This is a genomic window from Pontibacter chitinilyticus (assembly GCF_039748935.1).
In the GTDB taxonomy this organism is placed as follows: Bacteria; Bacteroidota; Bacteroidia; order Cytophagales; family Hymenobacteraceae; genus Pontibacter; species Pontibacter chitinilyticus.
This window is the reverse complement of sequence record NZ_JBDIZJ010000002.1, coordinates 521936-538901: the sequence shown is the minus strand read 5'-3', so window position 1 is coordinate 538901 and position 16966 is coordinate 521936. Positions and strand designations below refer to the sequence as shown.

General features: G+C 52.2%; 12 protein-coding genes. 2 read left to right on the top strand and 10 right to left on the bottom strand.

What is annotated here, in order from left to right; genetic code table 11:
- Positions 1-267: 267 nt before the first annotated feature.
- Positions 268-906 carry a septal ring lytic transglycosylase RlpA family protein gene (locus tag ABDW72_RS05865; protein ID WP_347157529.1) on the bottom strand — a complete coding sequence of 213 codons (639 nt, stop codon included), beginning with the start codon at positions 904-906 and terminating at the stop codon, positions 268-270.
- 338 nt (positions 907-1244) lie between these two features.
- Here ABDW72_RS05865 and ABDW72_RS05860 point away from each other — a divergent pair, with 338 nt between their 5' ends.
- On the top strand, positions 1245-2153 hold the full coding sequence (locus tag ABDW72_RS05860) for a DUF72 domain-containing protein (protein ID WP_347157528.1): 909 nt from the start codon (positions 1245-1247) through the stop codon (positions 2151-2153).
- A gap of 47 nt (positions 2154-2200) precedes the next feature.
- Here ABDW72_RS05860 and ABDW72_RS05855 read toward each other — a convergent pair whose 3' ends face one another.
- The 3 genes from ABDW72_RS05855 to ABDW72_RS05845 form a co-directional block, all read right to left on the bottom strand.
- Entirely contained in the window at positions 2201-3001 is an 801-nt protein-coding gene (locus ABDW72_RS05855; protein ID WP_347157527.1) for a carboxypeptidase-like regulatory domain-containing protein, read from the bottom strand.
- A 163-nt stretch (positions 3002-3164) separates the two neighbouring features.
- Positions 3165-3788: a carboxypeptidase-like regulatory domain-containing protein gene (locus ABDW72_RS05850; RefSeq protein ID WP_347157526.1), complete on the bottom strand. Its 624-nt coding sequence runs from the start codon at positions 3786-3788 to the stop codon at positions 3165-3167.
- 37 nt (positions 3789-3825) lie between these two features.
- Positions 3826-4671: a carboxypeptidase-like regulatory domain-containing protein gene (locus tag ABDW72_RS05845; protein ID WP_347157525.1), complete on the bottom strand. Its 846-nt coding sequence runs from the start codon at positions 4669-4671 to the stop codon at positions 3826-3828.
- Between the two features lie 245 nt (positions 4672-4916).
- Between ABDW72_RS05845 and ABDW72_RS05840 the strand changes: the two genes are divergently transcribed.
- On the top strand, positions 4917-6032 hold the full coding sequence (locus ABDW72_RS05840) for an SMP-30/gluconolactonase/LRE family protein (protein ID WP_347157524.1): 1116 nt from the start codon (positions 4917-4919) through the stop codon (positions 6030-6032).
- A 96-nt stretch (positions 6033-6128) separates the two neighbouring features.
- On the opposite strand, the gene ABDW72_RS05835 is transcribed toward ABDW72_RS05840, so the two are convergent.
- The 6 genes from ABDW72_RS05835 to ABDW72_RS05810 all read right to left on the bottom strand — a co-directional run bounded on the left by ABDW72_RS05835 (position 6129) and on the right by ABDW72_RS05810 (position 16916).
- A complete protein-coding gene (locus ABDW72_RS05835) occupies positions 6129-8213 on the bottom strand; it encodes an insulinase family protein (RefSeq protein WP_347157523.1) in 2085 nt (694 codons plus the stop codon).
- 15 nt (positions 8214-8228) lie between these two features.
- Positions 8229-9572 carry a M16 family metallopeptidase gene (locus ABDW72_RS05830; RefSeq protein WP_347157522.1) on the bottom strand — a complete coding sequence of 448 codons (1344 nt, stop codon included), beginning with the start codon at positions 9570-9572 and terminating at the stop codon, positions 8229-8231.
- 257 nt (positions 9573-9829) lie between these two features.
- Entirely contained in the window at positions 9830-11215 is a 1386-nt protein-coding gene (dgt, locus tag ABDW72_RS05825; protein ID WP_347157521.1) for a dGTP triphosphohydrolase, read from the bottom strand.
- 913 nt (positions 11216-12128) lie between these two features.
- Positions 12129-14258, bottom strand: coding sequence for a T9SS type A sorting domain-containing protein (locus tag ABDW72_RS05820; protein WP_347157520.1), 2130 nt, complete (start codon positions 14256-14258; stop codon positions 12129-12131).
- Positions 14259-14454: 196 nt separating this feature from the next.
- Complete coding sequence (locus ABDW72_RS05815) at positions 14455-16530, bottom strand: M56 family metallopeptidase (protein WP_347157519.1); 2076 nt, start codon at positions 16528-16530, stop codon at positions 14455-14457.
- Complete coding sequence (locus ABDW72_RS05810) at positions 16527-16916, bottom strand: BlaI/MecI/CopY family transcriptional regulator (RefSeq protein ID WP_347157518.1); 390 nt, start codon at positions 16914-16916, stop codon at positions 16527-16529. Before ABDW72_RS05810 ends, ABDW72_RS05815 begins: the two co-directional genes overlap by 4 nt.
- Positions 16917-16966 lie beyond the last annotated feature (50 nt).

The window sequence follows — 16966 nt, the reverse complement described above, 5'->3', positions numbered from 1 at the left end:
CTTTTAAAGGAAGTTGTCCTCTTGGAAGGATCTTGTGGGCAAGCCGCAACAGCTTGATCTCCTTTCAACCAAGTTTCTTTCAGAATGACAAGGCCTTTTTATACTTCAGTTTAAATGTGTTCTATACTTAACAGGCACTCTTGGGCAATAATCCTTTGCGCTGTACGATAACAAACCTTGAGCTATACTTTATACTTCAAACAGGCCCAAACAAAAAGCGCAGCACCTGCTATGGTGCTGCGCTTTTTGTTTGGCTTTTGATAACTTTTAGGCCTCTTTTACAAGACCGGATAAACCTTCTTCTTTGAGCAGGTCGTTGAATGCCTCAGCTTGCTGGCGGTTTTCGAAACGGCCGGCGCGGATGCGCATCACTTTTCTGCCGTTTACCTGCTCTTCTTTCAGTTCTACGGGCAGGTCTTTGTCGAACATTTTCAGGCGCTGGCTCAGTTGTTGGGCGTTGCGGGAGTTGGTATAGGTGCCCGTCTGGATGGTATAGAAGCCTGCATTGGCTGGGTTATAATCGCCGGGCAGTTCCAGCACTTCTACTTTCACATTACCAACGCCCTGGCTCCGCATTTCAATTTTACGGGCCGCTGCCTCCGATACGTCAATGATCCGATCGCCTACAAAAGGGCCGCGGTCGTTGATGCGCACGATAACAGATTCGTTGTTGGCGAGGTTGGTTACTTTTACCTTTGTGCCAAAAGGTAAAGTCTTATGAGCGGCTGTCATTTTATTCTTGTTATAGCGTTCGCCGCTGCTGGTTTTTTTGCCGTGGTATTGGCTGCCATACCAGGAGGCATGCCCCTGCTGGACATCTGGTGTTTGTGCGAAAGTTGGTTGATTAAAACCAAAAAATAGGAAAGTGGTTACTAAAAAAAGGTAGCACGTTCTATTAATTAACATACGGTTAATAGTTGGTGAAGCCGCAAAGTTAAATAATTTTTTTGAAACGAGGCCTTATACGCGCAAATCGTGCAAAGGGTGTAGGGGGATATGGGGCAGAAGCGTGCCGCTGCTATAAGTCAGCATTTCAAAAATAGCTCATTTGCAAAGTGTAGGAGCCTGTTTTAAGCGGCTGCCAAGTATAAGATATAGGGTATAAAAGATGTTGAAAAAATTACAGCCGGTGCCTGGCAAGGCGGGCAATTTTAAACGGATCGGCGCTAAATATTATGAAAAAGTGTGTGGGCCTTTGCTCTTGTAAACACCCACACGTATAAGCAGAGGCTAAGGCAAAAACCATGGATTTTGGAAAGCTCTCAGATATCAGTCGCGTAGACTTTACGCTGCCCCCTGATCACCCCGATACGCTGCCGCTACTGCGCCAAGCCGGGCGCTACTTAAAGCCGCGGGTGTATGTCGGGTTGCCCGTGTGGGTGAACAAAGCCTGGGTTGGCGACTACTACCCGGCTAAAATGCCGGAAAAGGATGCGTTGTTGTGGTATAGCAAACAGTTTAATACCATTGAGCTCAACAGCACGCACTATCATATTCCCAGCCCTGTTACCATCGACCGCTGGCGACAGGCGGTGCCCGTAGGCTTTCGCTTCTGCCCTAAATTCCCGCAACTCATCAGCCACGAGGCCGCCCTGCGCAGCACGCAAGGTATAACAGCGGCTTTCTGTGAAGCTATTGCCGGGCTGGAGGAAAAGCTGGGAGATTCCTTTTTGCAGTTGCCGCCCTACTTCGCCCCACAACAGCTGCCCGATCTGGAGCACTTCCTAAAGTTCATCCCTGAAAGTATACCGCTCACCATAGAACTGCGCCACCCGGACTGGTACGAGAACAGGATGGCTGGTTTAAAGCTGTATGAGGTGCTGGAGAAGTATAAGGCAGGAACGGTGCTGACTGATGTAGCCGGTCGCCGCGACGTGTTGCACATGCGGCTCACCACGCCCTCGGCCATGGTCCGTTTTGTGGGCAATGGCCTGCACCCCACTGACTATACCCGCATTGATGCATGGGTAGAGCGCCTGCAGGGATGGTTCGAAAACGGCCTGCAGCAGTTATACTTCTTTGTGCACGAGCCCGATAATACCAAAGCCCCGGAGCTGGCCACCTACTTCATTAACCAACTCAACAAAGTATGCGGCTTCGATCTGAAGCCTCCGAAGAAGTTTATACACCCGGTGCAGGGAGAGCTGTTTTAGACTGGTGCGGCACTACTCATGCAGCAGCGTGACATACATGCCGATGCTCATATTCCGGCGCTTTTCCAGGAGGCAGCAGCAGACGCTCTGTAGAAAGTGATCTGACTTTTCGGCATGCGGGCAAAGGTCATCAGCGAGTTGTTGTTCAGTTTGTTTGCCTCGTTGACCCAATCCAGCACCACGGCAAAGTCTTGGTTCAGCAGAATGTTATACTTCTCCAAAGGCACCTTTATCCAACCTGTATAGTGCGGCGGAATATTTACTACAATCTCCTTCTGAAGCAGCTTTTTATGCGGCAACTTGCCTTTAAGAGAATAGATGTGCAGCCGCACGGTTACTGACAAGTTGCCGGAGCCGTGTAGCCCAAAGTTAAAGTCCTGCAGGCGAACCGGATATTTCCGGAAGTGGAAGTTGTTGCCAATCTCCTGCCCCGACACGCTTGATAGCAGTGTGTCTGTTGGGGCAAACTCTTGTACAAAGGGGCTGCCCTTGCCAATGTTATAGCCAACCTGCGAAGCTTTCCACCTACTGTGTTTTGCCTTTACCTCCACGGTATGCAGCAGGAGTGGCTTTGGTTTCAGATAAACCACGAGCTCATTGGTGCCTGGTTGCCTGCCAAAGCATCCGTTGCCATCTTTTCCCGACAGTATCTCCTGTACTGTTGCCGAGAGCGGCTGATAGCCGACGGCCGAGAAAACAAGCGTATCGTTAGAGGAGTAGCTTTTGAGAGAGAGCGTAAAGTGCCCTTTCGCGTCGGCTGTGGTGCCCGTGCCCCGGCTCCTGCTACCTACTGCCGCAAAAGGAACAGCTTCCTTGTCGGCATAGCTTTTAACGACGCACCGCAGCATAGTGGGTTGCGCCTGGCAAGATAAAGAGAGCAGTAAGAATACACAGGCAAGCAAGCTGGCTGCGAATCTGAATAGATACATCAAATAGCTTAAGTTTCTATACTACTTCTTCGTTATAGCAAAACTTCTCACCCCGGCAAGTATGTTTGGGCCGCTGTTATACTTATAAAATGCGGATGACGCTCGGAACCAGATACCTGCTTTGTGCCTGCTGTGTTTGCTGCTGTTGAAAGTACCTGGCGTTTCCTTTGGCATCCATCTGCGGGCCGTACAAGATCGAATTATAGCTCGGGGAGCCAATGTTGGTGTCTACTTTGGGAGCCTCTGGTAGCTTTACCCCCAGCACCGCCTGCTTTAGGGCCTGCTCGGTGGCCCAAGGCATCACCTCCACTGTCGGCAGTGTTTTTGGGCTCTCCCGGAGGCGTACATTTATAGTATAATGCGGTGCCTTGCTGGCTGCGGTAATCACCAGCACCTGCTTTTGGTAGCCCAGGGCGCTGAAAACCACCGTGTCGCCGGCGAGCACCGTAATGGAGAAGAAGCCGTTTTTTGCCGTTTGTGTGCCTTGGCTTTTGCTAAGGGCATACACCGCCACCCCTGCCAGGCCGGTGTTACTGCCCTCCCTTGTAACGTAGCCCGAAAGCTGCACGCGCTGCTGCTCGGCCACTGCGGGCGGCGCGACGAGTAGGGCAAGTATGACCAGGAGCAGACAGCCTATGCCGCTGGCGTAAAAGAAGAGGCGCCGCCGTTTCTGGCGCAACCGCATAGGGTGAGAAAGAAGCATCATACAGAGTAAGTATAAGCGACGGCCGCGCTGCGCCCCATTACTGCCGCACCGTGACATAGGCCGACATGCGGCCGCCGGCCGTTTCCCGCCATGCACCCAAACTAACGTTGCGGGCGAAGAGGCGACCGCCCAGCACCGCACCATAAAAGAACAGGAAGTTGTCGGTGCGGCGGCTGTCGGGCAGGTACTCAAATCCCACAAAAAAATCATCCTCCACCATCAGGTGGTAGGGCTGCAGGTTAACCGTTACCCAGCCTTTGGTGAGCGGGAGCCGGCGCACGATGCTTTTCTCTAGCAAGCGCGCGCCGGGTTTCCCGTCCATACTTTCGTAAAAGTTAATCCGGAAGTTGGCGGAGTCGGCCTTGGTGCTTTTGAGGTAAACGGAGGTGGAGACCAACGCGGCATGCTTGCCGTGCACGGGTATGAAGGCGGCCAGTTCGGAGATGTCGTGGGAGTTGCGGGTTTCTGCGCTGCCGAACAGGAAAGGCAGTTTATACGTGACGCCAAGCCTTCGGAGTTTAGGGGCTTTGCCGAGCACCACCACTTCCTGCAGCGGCATCGGCTTCTCGGCAAGTATAAACTGGCGCTGCTGGCTCTCCACAACGGACTGGATCGGGAGCGACAGTTCACGGTAGCCGATGGCGGAAAAGGTGAGGGTGTCGTGCAGGGTTTCGCTTGAGAGCGCGAGTGTAAAAGTGCCGTCGGCGTTTGCGGCGGTGCCCATGCCTTTTTTCCGGATGCCAATGTTGACGTACGGGATGCCTTCGGCAGTGGCGCCGGCCAGCACAGTGCCCCGGATTACAGTAGTTTGCGCAGGCGTGCGTGTGGCAGTAAGCAGCAGGAACAGGAGGAGCGTAGCTGTGGTAAGCAGGTTGTTTTGCATAGGATGAGGGTAAGGGTGAAGGCAGCGGCACGCGCTGCCGTTTTTAAGAGCACTTTACAAGGAGGATACTTTTCAGGGCGAAAGGGTTGCAACTGCCACTTCTTTTCCTGATTCGCCTGCCCCGGTATAATCTTAAAGGCCGCTTGTTTGCAGTGGTCCGCGAAAGCCACGCCTAAACATATCGCTCACAAAAGAGTTTTTCTTCTGACAAACATATTTTTAAACACTAAACCTGTTCTAATGCTATGAAAACGCTTTTATCTCTGATACTTCTTTTAGCCTGCCTACTCGGGGCAGCGCAGGCCCGGCAGTTGCATGACGGTGCCTATACCTCTGGCACCAAGCTGCAGCCCGGCGTGCAGCACCAGCTGTTCCTGTTCCCGGATTTCGTGTCGCAGCCCGATGGCATGGACATGGACAAGCAAGGTAACATCTATGTATCGAGCCCCAACTTTAACAACCAGAAATACCCCGGCACTCTGCTCCGGATTACGCCCGACTACAAGTGGAGCGTGTTCTACAACCTGCCGGTGAGCGACAAAACCAAAAAGGCAGGACCGATGGGATTGGCCTTTGGGCCGGACGGCAATCTCTACATCGCCGATAACCAGTACTACTATAACAAAGACTTTAGCTCGCGTATCCTGCGGCTGAATATGAAGAATGGGCAGCCTACGGGCGTGGACGTAGTGGTGAAAGGGCTGAAACACCCGAATGCTGTGCGCTGGCATGGCGACCACCTCTACATCACCGACACCAAGTGGAGCACCGCCGACACCGCTAAAACTAGCGGCATCTTTAAAATTGCGCTCAATGAAATGCAGCACGACTCGGTGATGATCCAGCCGACCATGCAGGAGCAGCACCTGCTCGCTACATTTCGTGCCATCGAGCAGCCCAACGGCAAGGCTTTTGGCACCGATGGCATGGATTTCGACAGCAAAGGCAACCTGTTTGTAGGCATGTTCAGCGACGGCCGCGTGTTCAAACTCACCTTTAACCCAGATGGCTCCGTGAAATCGAAGGACGTGTTCCTTTCATACGGCACCATTCCCTGCTGCGACGGCCTTTTCATCGACAAGAAAACAGATAACCTCTACATTGCCGACTCCCAGCAGAACGCCATTCATATTGTAACACCTGATGCCAAAGTGCACACGCTGGCCCAGAACGGCAACACCACCGGCGCCGACGGCAAAATGGATCAGCCCTGTGAGCCGCTGCTAGTAGGTGACAAACTCATCGTAGCTAACTACGACCAGCCTAATGATAACTTCGTGAACGAACGCACAGACGAGGTGCATAACATGACCATCATCCAAGTGCCGCAGCAGTACCTGGCCAAGCAAGCGGGCAAGTAAAGTATACGACCACAGTTAAACACAAAAGGGGCTAACCACATCGGTTAGCCCCTTTTGTATCAACCAAAGTATAGACCTTTGACGTTCTTGCTACAGCTACAGCTTAAATGCATCGTCGGGGATGCCTTTGTTTACGACCACTGTCTGTACTTCCGTTTTGATCTGCTGTGGGCCCATCGAGATCTCTACCAGGTACGGGAATTTCACGCCGTTTACCTCTTTGTAGTTGCTGTAGCTCTTAGTTTGCGTAATCACGCCCTGCGGCGACTGCAGGTTGTTTACCTCCTTCAGCAGCAGGCCAGAGTCTTTGGCGTAGTATTGTGACGTTTTCTGGCCGTTTGGCATTTCAACTTCCACTACATAAGCCTCTTTGCCATCTACATTGTCCATGCCGGTCAGCTTTGACTTGATGCCCAGCTTGTCATACTGCAATACGGAGAACGTGTTAGCTTCCAGCTTCTGTGCTTCAAGCTCTTCTTTTGTCAGTTCCTTGTTCAATCCTTGCGTTGGTGCTTCCATTTTGCCTTTGTCACCATTGATGATCACGCGCTGCATGGGATTGTTGTTCATCAGCACCTGCACGGCAAACTTATCGTTGCCTTTCTGCTGCTTGGTAAACACCAGTGGCATACCCTGAATCGTGGCATTGCTGGTAATAGCGATGTCCTTCACTTTTTCAATGTTGGCTTTGCCGCCGAGTGCTTTAATGTAGTTGTCTAGTACCTGGGCAGCGGTTACACCAGCCGGAACGCCCATTGCTGCACGGTCTACTTTCTCACCGGTAGGGCTGTAGTAGGCAATAGAGTTGTCGTCTTTGTCGAATGGTTTCAGCTTATCGGCGACTTCGTTAGCATTACCTACGGCCACTACATACATGGCGTCCGGGTGCACATATTGCTGCGCCACACGCTGTACATCCGCAGTGCTTACGGCATCCACGCGCTTCAGGTAGTTGGCATAGTAATCTTCAGGCAGATGGTAGCGGGCCGTGTTAATGGCGTACACCGCGACTGTAGCCGGGTTCTCCAGGCCGCGGGCGAAGCTGCCCGATAAGTAAGCCTTGGCATTCTTCAGCTCTTTATCGCTTACCTTTTCATCGCGGATCTTAGTCAGCTCATCTATAAACTGCATGGCGGCACTATCTGTTACGGCGTTGCGCACGTTGGCATAGGCGTTGAAGCGGCCCAGTATCTCATCCGAAGATAGCGAAGAATAAGCACCGTAAGTATAGCCATGCGTCTCGCGCAGGTTCTTGAACAGGCGTGCATCGCTGCTGCCTCCCAGGATGTTGTTCATCAGCTGAGCAGCTACGGCATCGTCAGCACCCGGCTTCAGGTCGGCGGCGTTGGTGAACGACAGCACCGTTTGCACTGCGCTTGGGCGGTCTACCACCACCACCTGCGTTTGCTTTGGCTGCTGCGGCAGGTTATACTTCATTTCTTTCACCTCGCCTTTCTGCCAGTTCTTAAACGTCTTTTTCAGGAGCTTTTTCATCTCCTTCGGCGTTACGTCGCCTACTACGGCCAGGTAACCGATGTTGGGTTTGAAGTAGGTGTTATAGTAGTTCTGGATGTCCTCCAGTTTAATATTGTCTACCGTTTGCTCCGTCATCAGCTCCCCGTAAGGGTGATCTTTGCCGTAGAGCAGCAGGTTACGGGTGCGGCTGGCGATCGATTCGGGGTTGTCCTTTGATTGTGCCAGGCCAGACTGCATCTGCTTCTTCACCTTATCGAGTTCTTCCTGCTTAAAGGCTGGGTGCAGCAGGGCATCGGCTGTCAGGTCAAGTAGCACGGGCAGGTGTTTCTTCAGCGCCGAAGCACTGAAGCCAGTAGAGGAGAAGCCGAGGTCAGCGCCAATAAAGTCCACCTGCTCGTCAAACTGATCTTTGGTGCGGCTGGCTGTGCCGGTGCGCATCATCTGGCCAGCAGCCTGCACGTAGCCGGCTTTGTCCCCTTCCAAGATCGGATCGCGGTCCAGCACCAGTTGCATTGATACTACCGGAAGTTTATGGTTTTCGACCACGTATACTTTCAGCCCGTTTTTCAGCGTGAAGCTCTCATACTTGCCCAGCTCAATTTTTGGAGCTGGCCCTGCCGGTGGCGGCGTGTTCAGCGATTGTGCCGGTGCCACATACACCAGTGCTACCGCCAGAAATAAGGTACTATATATCTTCTTAATCATGATTCAGAGAATGGCTTAGTTGTTTTGTTTCTGTTGCGCCGACTTGGGCAGGTAATGCAGCACCACACGGTTGTCTTTGGTCAGGTACTGGTTTGCTACACGCTTGATGTCATCTTTTGTCACTTTCATGTAGCGTTGCAGCTCTGTGTTGATCAGGTCCGTGTCGCCATAGTATACATGGTAGTCGGCCAGGCTCTCGGCACGACCGGCCACAGTGCTGTTTTGCTGCACAAAGCTGCTCTCTACCTGGTTGCGCAGCTTCTGAAACTCTTTGTCGTTCAGTGGCTCCGTTTTGACGCGGTTGATCTCAGTATCCATGGCATTCTCCAGCGTATCCACATTCACGCCCTGGTTGGCGATGGCGTAAGTCAGGAATAGGCCCGGGTCCTCTGTAGGGTACGGAAGGGTGAAGGCGGCCACGGCTTTCTGCTGCTTGTCTACCAGCGCCTTGGGCAGGCGGGCACTCTCGCCACCAGACAGCAGCGTGGTCAGCATCGATAAAGCATAATAATCTTCTGTGCCCTGCGCCGGAATATGGTACGCCTCGATTACAGCTGGCAGCTGAATGTTGTCATACACCACTTTGCGACGCTCCTCCGTCTGTTTCGGCTCTACCACCGTGGGGCGGGGTATCGCCTTGGTGCCTTTCGGGATGGTCGCAAAATACTTCTCGATCATCTGCTTGGTCGAGTCTACATTGATATCGCCGGCAATGGAAAGCGTAGCATTATTGGGCACGTAGAAGGTGTGGTAGAAATCGCGGAACTCGTCGATCTTGGCGTTGTTCAGGTCCTCAAAGGTGCCAATAGGCGTGGTGTGGTACGGGTGCTTGGTAAAAGCCAGCCCAAATGTGTTTTGCAGAATAGAGCCGTATGGCTGGTTGTCGATGCGCTGGCGTTTTTCTTCCTGCACCACTTTGCGCTGTGTTTCCACGCCGGTCTGGTCGATCTTGGCATGGCGCATGCGCTCAGCTTCCATCCAGAGGCCCAGGCCTACCTGGTTGCTCGGCAGCAGTTCATAATAGTAGGTGCGGTCGAAGGAGGTGTTGGCATTCAGGGCGCCGCCGGCGTTCTCCACCATCGCCATATACTGGCCGCGGTCAATGTTCTCGCTGCCCTCAAACATGAGGTGCTCAAAGAAGTGGGCAAAGCCGGTACGGCCTTTCTCCTCATTTTTAGAGCCTACATGGTACAGCACCGACACCGCCACGTTGGGTGTGGAGTGGTCCGGGCTCAGGATAACATGTAGCCCGTTTGGGAGGTCGTACTCTGTAAACTCAATTTTGTTGCCCGTCGTCTGCGCCATCGCTGTAAAGCCGGCGGCGCACATCAGGAGGCCCGTTAAAAACTTGCGTTTCATGTGTTAGGGTTTGTTAAATCACATTTAGCGATTGGCAGCAGCTGCCAACCAGTTATAGAAGGTATAAAATTAGTTCAAATGCAGCGACTATGCCAATGTACACAGCAGATGCCCAGGGTTAATCGGCTAACGCGCGATGCAGGCTGACGAATACGTTGTTTTTGTAGATGAATAGCTGCAACAAAAATAAAGATGCTGTACCATCTGGCAACAGGCAACAATACTCCGCTCCTGATGCCTTCATTGTACAGCCGCTGTTAATACATCCGGGGGAGTTCTATCCCTTTAATCTTGCGGTACAGGTTAATAGCCGCCTGATCGGTGAGGCTGGTCACAAAATCGGCGATGTGCACGATACGCTCATAGTTAGTTGCGGTGGCCGGCAAATCCATAAAATGCGGTGGAATAAGTGCAGCCAGCTTGCGGTAGTGCCTTGATTCCGGTTTGAACACGGCTTTCAGACCGGCATCGAGCAGGCCACCCAACACTTCAAAGCCAGCGGCTTCGATCTCCAGTACGGGCCGGTTCTGGTAAATCAGGCTCACAGATAGCTCCTTTATCTCGTCCAGCACCGGCTTGCACTCCAACTCGTTAATGAGGGGCTTGTCGTAGGTGCCTGCCAGTATCTCCGGCTCATGCTGCAGGAAAATGGCTGACGTTTCTTCTATTAATTTGCCAATGATGCGGGCCCGCAGGTAGCCGATCTCCTCCCGCCAGTCATAAAACGTAAGGCTGGATTTGCGGTTTGGATTATCATTGAGGATGCGGCGAAGCAATTCCAAGCCTTTTTTCTGTGGCACCAGGCCCAGGCGCAGCCCATCTTCAAAATCGATGATGCGGTAGCAGATATCGTCGGCGGCTTCTACCAGAAAAGCGAGCGGGTGACGGTGGTAAAATACCTCATCGGTTGAGCTTTTCTTCAGCAGCCCCAATTCACTGGCAATGGTGTTGAACCAGGCTTTTTCTGTTTGAAAGAAGCCATACTTCTTTTCGCTGGTATTTTTGGTACCCGAAATAACCGGCAGCGACTCTTTGGGATACTTGGTAAAGGTGGCCAGCGTCGTATAGGTTAGACTGAGGCCGCTGTGAGTAACGCCGTCGGGCAATTTGCAGTGGGCAGGGTACGTATACGTGAGCACCCGAAAGCCTGCGGCATTGCCTTCAAACCGGAACAGATCGGCTTTCTCAGCCTCCGACAAGGAAGCAATGTAGGGCTGTGCCGCTTCGCTCATGAAGTAGGCGGAGATAGCATCTTCGCCGGAATGGCCGAAAGGCGGGTTGCCAATGTCGTGGGCCAGGCAGGCGGCTGCCACCACATCACCAAAGTCGGCTTCCTGAATGTGCTTTTCCGCAGCGAGCTCGGGGTGGCGTTCCAGGATGCTTTTGCCCACAATGCGGCCCAGGGAACGGCCTACTACTGATGCCTCCAAACTGTGGGTGAGGCGGGTGTGCACGAAATCACTCTCCGGCATGGGCATTACCTGCGTCTTGTTCTGCAGCCGCCGGAAAGCGGAGGAAAACACAATGCGGTCGTAATCGCGCTGAAACTCGCCCCGCACCGATTCGTCTGTGTTATACTTAGGGTCTGTTGTTTCGAACCGTTTTTTGGAAATCAGTTTGTCCCAGGTGGTGGTATGTGGCATATGGAGAATTGGTTTATACTTGTGTTGTCGCCGAAAGATACTGAACTTACGCCATCATGGCACTTACAATAACAGCACCGATTAGGAACAGAATCAGCGTAAAGCTATAGATCAGGCTCGGGGGTATTAGTTTCAGCAGCGTGCGTTAAATTTCTCGGTTAAGTAGCCGGGCTTTACAACAAGGTCCTTAAGCATGCGGAACATCTTGGCATCGAAATGAACTGTGCCTTCCAGGAACTCCAACAGCAGGTGCTTTACCGGTACATTCAAGTCATGGTTTTCCTGGCTGCCGTTGGGGCGATAGTTATTTACCTCTTCAAAGCTATACCCGCAGTTAGGGCATTGGTAAATTTGCAGCGTTTCTTTTACATAGCACCTTTGCTGTTACAAAACACGTCTTAAACTTTTCCCAAATATAGCTTTATGCCAATAACAGTGCTAAAATTATCGTGGGGAGCTGCAAGACAGGCAGAGGGTATCTAAAGTTTAAACATATAGATTTCTAAAAGCGATGTTACAAATCGCTTATTTTTAGCAAAAAGTAAAACCGGCAAAACCTTCGTGTTCTGATGGTATGAAGCACTCTAAGTATAAAAGTAGCTTAGAGCAGGATGTTACAACAAAGGTATAGAATACCTTGTGTTACGGAAGATGTTATCAGATTTTTGCCCCTACATTGCAGCTCTTCCAACTATAAAAACAAACTGCTCTCTCCTACTGTAAGCCTGTAGCATACGTATCGGCTTGCACCAACTCCCTTTTAGTTTAGCTGTTAGAAAACAGGCAAACCAGCATAGATGCTCCATTTTGCCTGTTTTCTAACAGCTTTATACTTCTTAGTCACCTTGTAAACGGCCTTAATTACCTGCAGCAAAGTATAGCTGCCAATGCAAGTCAGATGCTGTTAGGCTGTTTATAGTTTGATTATTTTTACTTCGCCCTTGCTATTTTTACTCTGCCATTGCAGGATGTATAAGCCGGAAGCAAGACCGGAGACATCCAGTTGTACCGGCAGGTTGGTATCCGTAAACGTTACGTCAAAGCTGCGGACCTTTTTGCCTGCGGTGTCATACAGCTGCATATGCACCAATACGTTAGACTGCACAATATACTCCAGAAACAGCGTGCTATTATCGGGTGGAACCGGGTTCGGGTAAACCGTTAGCTTTTGCAGGTCGTTGGGGTTGATGATCCTGTACCGGGGCGAGTAGCTCACATCGCCATTGTTATACACTACACGGATACGGTAATAGCTGATGCGCGGGAGCGGATCTGTATCAGTTGTGGAATAATCCAGGAAACCGGTGCTGGGGCCTTCTGCGCTAATCTGCGTGCTCACATCCTCCCACGTAATACCGTCAGCGCTGCGCTCCACAACAAAATAGTCGATGTTTTTCTCTTTGTTCGTGGTCCAGGTAGCTAGCACCTGCCCGTTCTGGAAAGCAGCGTCAAAACTGTAGATCTCCAGCGCAATGTTGCAATCGCCATCCAGCTTCGGCTCCATGGCCTGCACGCCACAAGGGTTAAACGGAAGGCTTTGGGCTATGATCAGGTTGGCGCCTCCAATGTCGGCGGAGCTCAAGTCGCGGACCAGGGCCTCATCCTCAATCGCATAGTGCATCACAGCACGTGGCAGAATTACATGGCCCAGTTGATGGGCGTGGCCCAGTTCGTGTAGCATCACTGTCTGGAAGTCAAACTGCCCGTTAACAGGTGCGCCAGGGCCATACTGCCACTTTATATCTTTGTTGATTTCCATGTCAAAACCATCTACCCACCACACCGTGTCGTTGTCTACGAGGCAGCCTTTGTACCGGCTTAGGGTGCTGGCCAGTACGCCCGCCTCCAAATCCGAAGTAAACAGGATGACATTCAGGTCGTCTTCAGCCACTTTATCTACATTGGTAGGTGCGCCAATCTTCCAGTTTACCGTGGTGATGCAAACCCAGGTGTTCATGGCCCGCCGAAAGCCTTCCTGGGCGGCATTGTTGCTCTGCATGCTGGGGGCAAAATGAATCGTATAGCCGCCGTCGCCATCTACATCGGCCAGCGACGGCTTGAAGGCGCGCTTGCTCTCATTGATGTTGAGATAGGCAAACTGCAGGGTTATTTTTTGCGTGCTGGTGATGGGATTGCCACCGGAAGGTGTTACTCGGATCTCGCCGGAGCCGGCGGTACCCCCATCAGCGCCGGCTGAGGGAATGCGCAAGCGTATCTGGTTGTCTGACCAGGAAATGTAGTCGGATGCCAGCGGAGTTACCCAAGTCTGCCCCCCGTCGTCGGCGTTGCGGAACTCTACAAAGCCACTGCGGCGACTATTACCGAAACCTGATCCGTTGATGACCAGCACAGTGTTGGTGCCGGCACTCGTTACGGTGGGCGAAAAGCTGGTAATTGCTGCTGCCACCGCCTGCTGTTCTGTTGCTTGCTGCTGGTTTTGTGTTGCCTGGTGCAGTAGTTCATTTATAGCTATTGTACGGTAGCTGGTGCCGGTTTTAGTTGTAACGGCTTTGTAAAGCTCCTGCACGGTTGCATAAGTATTAAATACATCAGAGGCTGTATGCCGGGCCACATCATACTTGATAAAACCCTGCTGGGCGCCGTAGACCTGGGCCGACAGCCCTGTGCCGGCAGCAGGTGTGCGCTGCAGTTGTTGTCCCTTTTTCAGGAAAAAGATGCCTTGCTGTCCTTCGTGCAATTTCAGTGCAGTAGAGGATACGTGTACCTGCAGCCCTATGGCCCCTCCGAGCGTAATTACTTCTGCCTGCCCGGTGCTAACCTGCCCTTTAAATACTTTGTATACTTTCAGGATGTTGGAAGTATAAATGTTTTCGTGGCGGGCATCCCAGAAAGCCTGTTTAGCTATTACTTCTCCTTCTACAACGACATCAGCTTGCTGTATGCGCTTTTCCAGAGAGAGCGGAATCAGCTCAGATCCTTCGTTGGCAAAGGCACGGGAGGTAAACAGCAGGAGGAAAAATGCCAGCAACACACGCCATCTGGAGGAAGCCGGGCTGCTCAGTTCTGCATAGAAAATGGCCATAGAAACAGGTGCAGGTTTAAAAAACAACATGAATTAAAGCAGCTGCTGGTGTTACCCCTCAGCTGCGCCACTTTACTTACGTTAAAATGCATAGCCGGGGATATATAGTTTTTTAACAGCCTAACGAAGGTACTTCAAAAAGCGAAACCCCGCCAGCCAAATCAGGCTTGCGGGGTTTCGTGGCAGGTGGTTTTGTTTACTGCTCTCTGTACTGCATGTTGTAAGTGCCCTTGTCGTCCGGGTTGGGCTGCATCAGCTTTTTATACTTCTCATATACCGCATCCGGCTGCTTTTTGCCGTTGATGTATAAACCCTTCTCATTCAACTGTATGCTCAGCTCACTGGTTTTCTCCGGAATCAAACCATCTTTCACCATCTCCTTCTTAATTTTTTCCATATCAGCAGCATGTCTTCGCGCCATCATAGCATGTTCTGCCGCAAGGGCGGCGTGTTCACGGGCTATCTGCGCGTGTTGGAGGCTTATAGCTGCCTGTTGCCGGGTTAATTCTCTTTGTTGCTGTACTTGTCTTCTATACCGGTTGCTTACAGCACCTGCTCTTTCCTGATCGCGCAAGGCGGAATCATACTGCCGCATCTGCTCTTCGTAAGACTTCAGGGCCTTTTCATAAGCTTTCTGATCTTTCTTGGAGACACCCTTCCCGTCAAGTGGAGGCATAGGGGGAGCAGGAGGCATAGGTGGTAATGCTGGCAAAGGAATTGTGTCAGGCAGCGGCGGAGCAGGTGGTGGTGGAGGCGGAACCAGCAGCGAATCGCCGTTATACTCAAAGCTATACTCCCTTTGATAGTTGATATTTACCGGAACCCTGCGGTACGTCGCTGCCACGGCTGCACGGGCCGCTTCCATGTTGCGCCTTACTTCGGCGGCATCAGCGCTTGGCGCTTGTTTCACTGCCTCCAGCCGCTGGTTTATCAGGTCGTTGTACGAAGCCATGTCCTTTTTGGGAATACGTTTGCCGTTCACGTATAGCTCCGTCACTTTTCCCTTTTTATTTTTGATGATGACCACATCCTGTGCTTGCCCGGAGCCCTGCTGCACTTTGTAAACAAATGCGCTGGTAGCTTCCTCTTCGACATTGGCCTTATTGGCGGGGGCAGTAAGGGTTGTATCCGGTTTTGGAAGCACGTTTGCTGCCGGCGCTTTTTCAGGCAAGGCAGTTACGTGGTCAGACTGCTGTAGCAGCAACTCTTTCATGTCTTCCTTAGGAAGCTTGGTAGAAGTATGTAGCCCTGCCACAGCGCCAAAAGAAAGCCCCGTCAGCCCGATTAAGAGTACAATAGCGGCCATAAAGCCTTCAGAGAACGTAGGGCGCAGCGACGGCTGGCCTACCAGGCGCTTGATACGGCTTACCAAAGAGCCTCTCCCCGAGAAAGCTACAGACATAGCCGGCGCGGCCGGCAAACGCATTGCTGCAAGTTCAGCCAGAGCACGCGCATAGGTCTGAGTGTCGCCACAAACAGCAACCGCCATGTCATCGCAGCAGTTTTCGCGCTCCGCCCGCACAATGCCGGATATCCACCACATGGCCGGATGGTAAAAAAAGAGCATATCTACAACTGACTGCAGCAGGTTTAGCAGGTAGTCTTTGCGCAGGATGTGGGCCAGTTCATGGGCAAGTATGGCCTCTACCTGTTTTTGCGACAGGCCCGTAACGGCTCCCAGCGGCAGCAGGATAATGGGCTTGGCAAAACCAATGGTCATAGGCACTTTTACCAGGCCAGACTCAACCAGGCGCACGGTGCGGTGCAGCGCCATACGCTGACTAAGCAAGTGTAATTTGTTTTGCCATGCTTGTGCCAGTGGAGCTACTTTATAGTGGCGCAGGCGCTGGGTATACGCAATGCCGCCTATAAAACGCAGCAGCATGAGCAGCACTCCCAACAGCCAGACGGTAACCAACAGCGGCAGGTGCTGGTCGAAGTATGCTTGCGCCACCCCGAACGGGGCTTGCCAGAAGCTGGCAGCTTGCCCAGTAGCGGGAGTATGTAGCGTGATGTCTGCTACTGCTGCTGTGTTGAGCACCGCATTGCTGCGGGTGTAGTAATAAATAAACGTGCCGACAGAAAGCAACACCTGTACGAGCAGCGAAGCTCCGGCGACAGCATAGCGGGTTTTAGCCGAGTGGCGGTGCAGGAGCACCAGCAACAGGCCGAGCAGCAGCGCTACCACGGCACCCTGCCACAGCGAGTGCAGCAGCGACCAGCCCAGGGCGCGGACCAGCGCCTCGGGTACCAGATTGGGGATCAGGTTCATGAGTTACCTCCTTCTAGTTTATCTAATAAATTACGTATTTCGTCTAATTCTTCGCGCGATGTTTTGCTGTTGCCCAGTGCCTGCATCACCAGTTTGGAGGCAGAGCCTCGGAAAGTGGCATCCAGGAAGCGGTCGAGCAGGTGGCGCTGCGTTTTTTCCTCTTCCAGCAGCGGGCGGTAAATGTGTGAGCGGCTGGTTTTGTCAGCTGCCAGCATCTCTTTTTCTGCCATCAGCTGCATAAATTTCAGCGTAGTGGTATAACCCACTTCTTTGGTTTGGCTGAGTTGCTCATGCACAAAGCGGACAGTGCTGGGGCCGTGCTGCCAGAGCACCTGCAGGATCTCCAACTCCGACTCGGTAGGTTTGGTGTTTTTCTCCAGACTCATAGTTTATAGTATAAAGGATAAATGAATTTCGGACTAAGGACGCGGGAAGT

What these genes read in the sequence shown, in the direction of transcription:
- ABDW72_RS05865 (WP_347157529.1), bottom strand. Translation starts at nt 906, where the DNA reads ATGTTAATTAATAGAACGTGCTACCTTTTTTTAGTAACCACTTTCCTA.
- ABDW72_RS05860 (WP_347157528.1), top strand. Translation starts at nt 1,245, where the DNA reads ATGGATTTTGGAAAGCTCTCAGATATCAGTCGCGTAGACTTTACGCTG.
- ABDW72_RS05855 (WP_347157527.1), bottom strand. Translation starts at nt 3,001, where the DNA reads ATGCTGCGGTGCGTCGTTAAAAGCTATGCCGACAAGGAAGCTGTTCCT.
- ABDW72_RS05850 (WP_347157526.1), bottom strand. Translation starts at nt 3,788, where the DNA reads ATGATGCTTCTTTCTCACCCTATGCGGTTGCGCCAGAAACGGCGGCGC.
- ABDW72_RS05845 (WP_347157525.1), bottom strand. Translation starts at nt 4,671, where the DNA reads ATGCAAAACAACCTGCTTACCACAGCTACGCTCCTCCTGTTCCTGCTG.
- ABDW72_RS05840 (WP_347157524.1), top strand. Translation starts at nt 4,917, where the DNA reads ATGAAAACGCTTTTATCTCTGATACTTCTTTTAGCCTGCCTACTCGGG.
- ABDW72_RS05835 (WP_347157523.1), bottom strand. Translation starts at nt 8,213, where the DNA reads ATGATTAAGAAGATATATAGTACCTTATTTCTGGCGGTAGCACTGGTG.
- ABDW72_RS05830 (WP_347157522.1), bottom strand. Translation starts at nt 9,572, where the DNA reads ATGAAACGCAAGTTTTTAACGGGCCTCCTGATGTGCGCCGCCGGCTTT.
- dgt (WP_347157521.1), bottom strand. Translation starts at nt 11,215, where the DNA reads ATGCCACATACCACCACCTGGGACAAACTGATTTCCAAAAAACGGTTC.
- ABDW72_RS05820 (WP_347157520.1), bottom strand. Translation starts at nt 14,258, where the DNA reads ATGGCCATTTTCTATGCAGAACTGAGCAGCCCGGCTTCCTCCAGATGG.
- ABDW72_RS05815 (WP_347157519.1), bottom strand. Translation starts at nt 16,530, where the DNA reads ATGAACCTGATCCCCAATCTGGTACCCGAGGCGCTGGTCCGCGCCCTG.
- ABDW72_RS05810 (WP_347157518.1), bottom strand. Translation starts at nt 16,916, where the DNA reads ATGAGTCTGGAGAAAAACACCAAACCTACCGAGTCGGAGTTGGAGATC.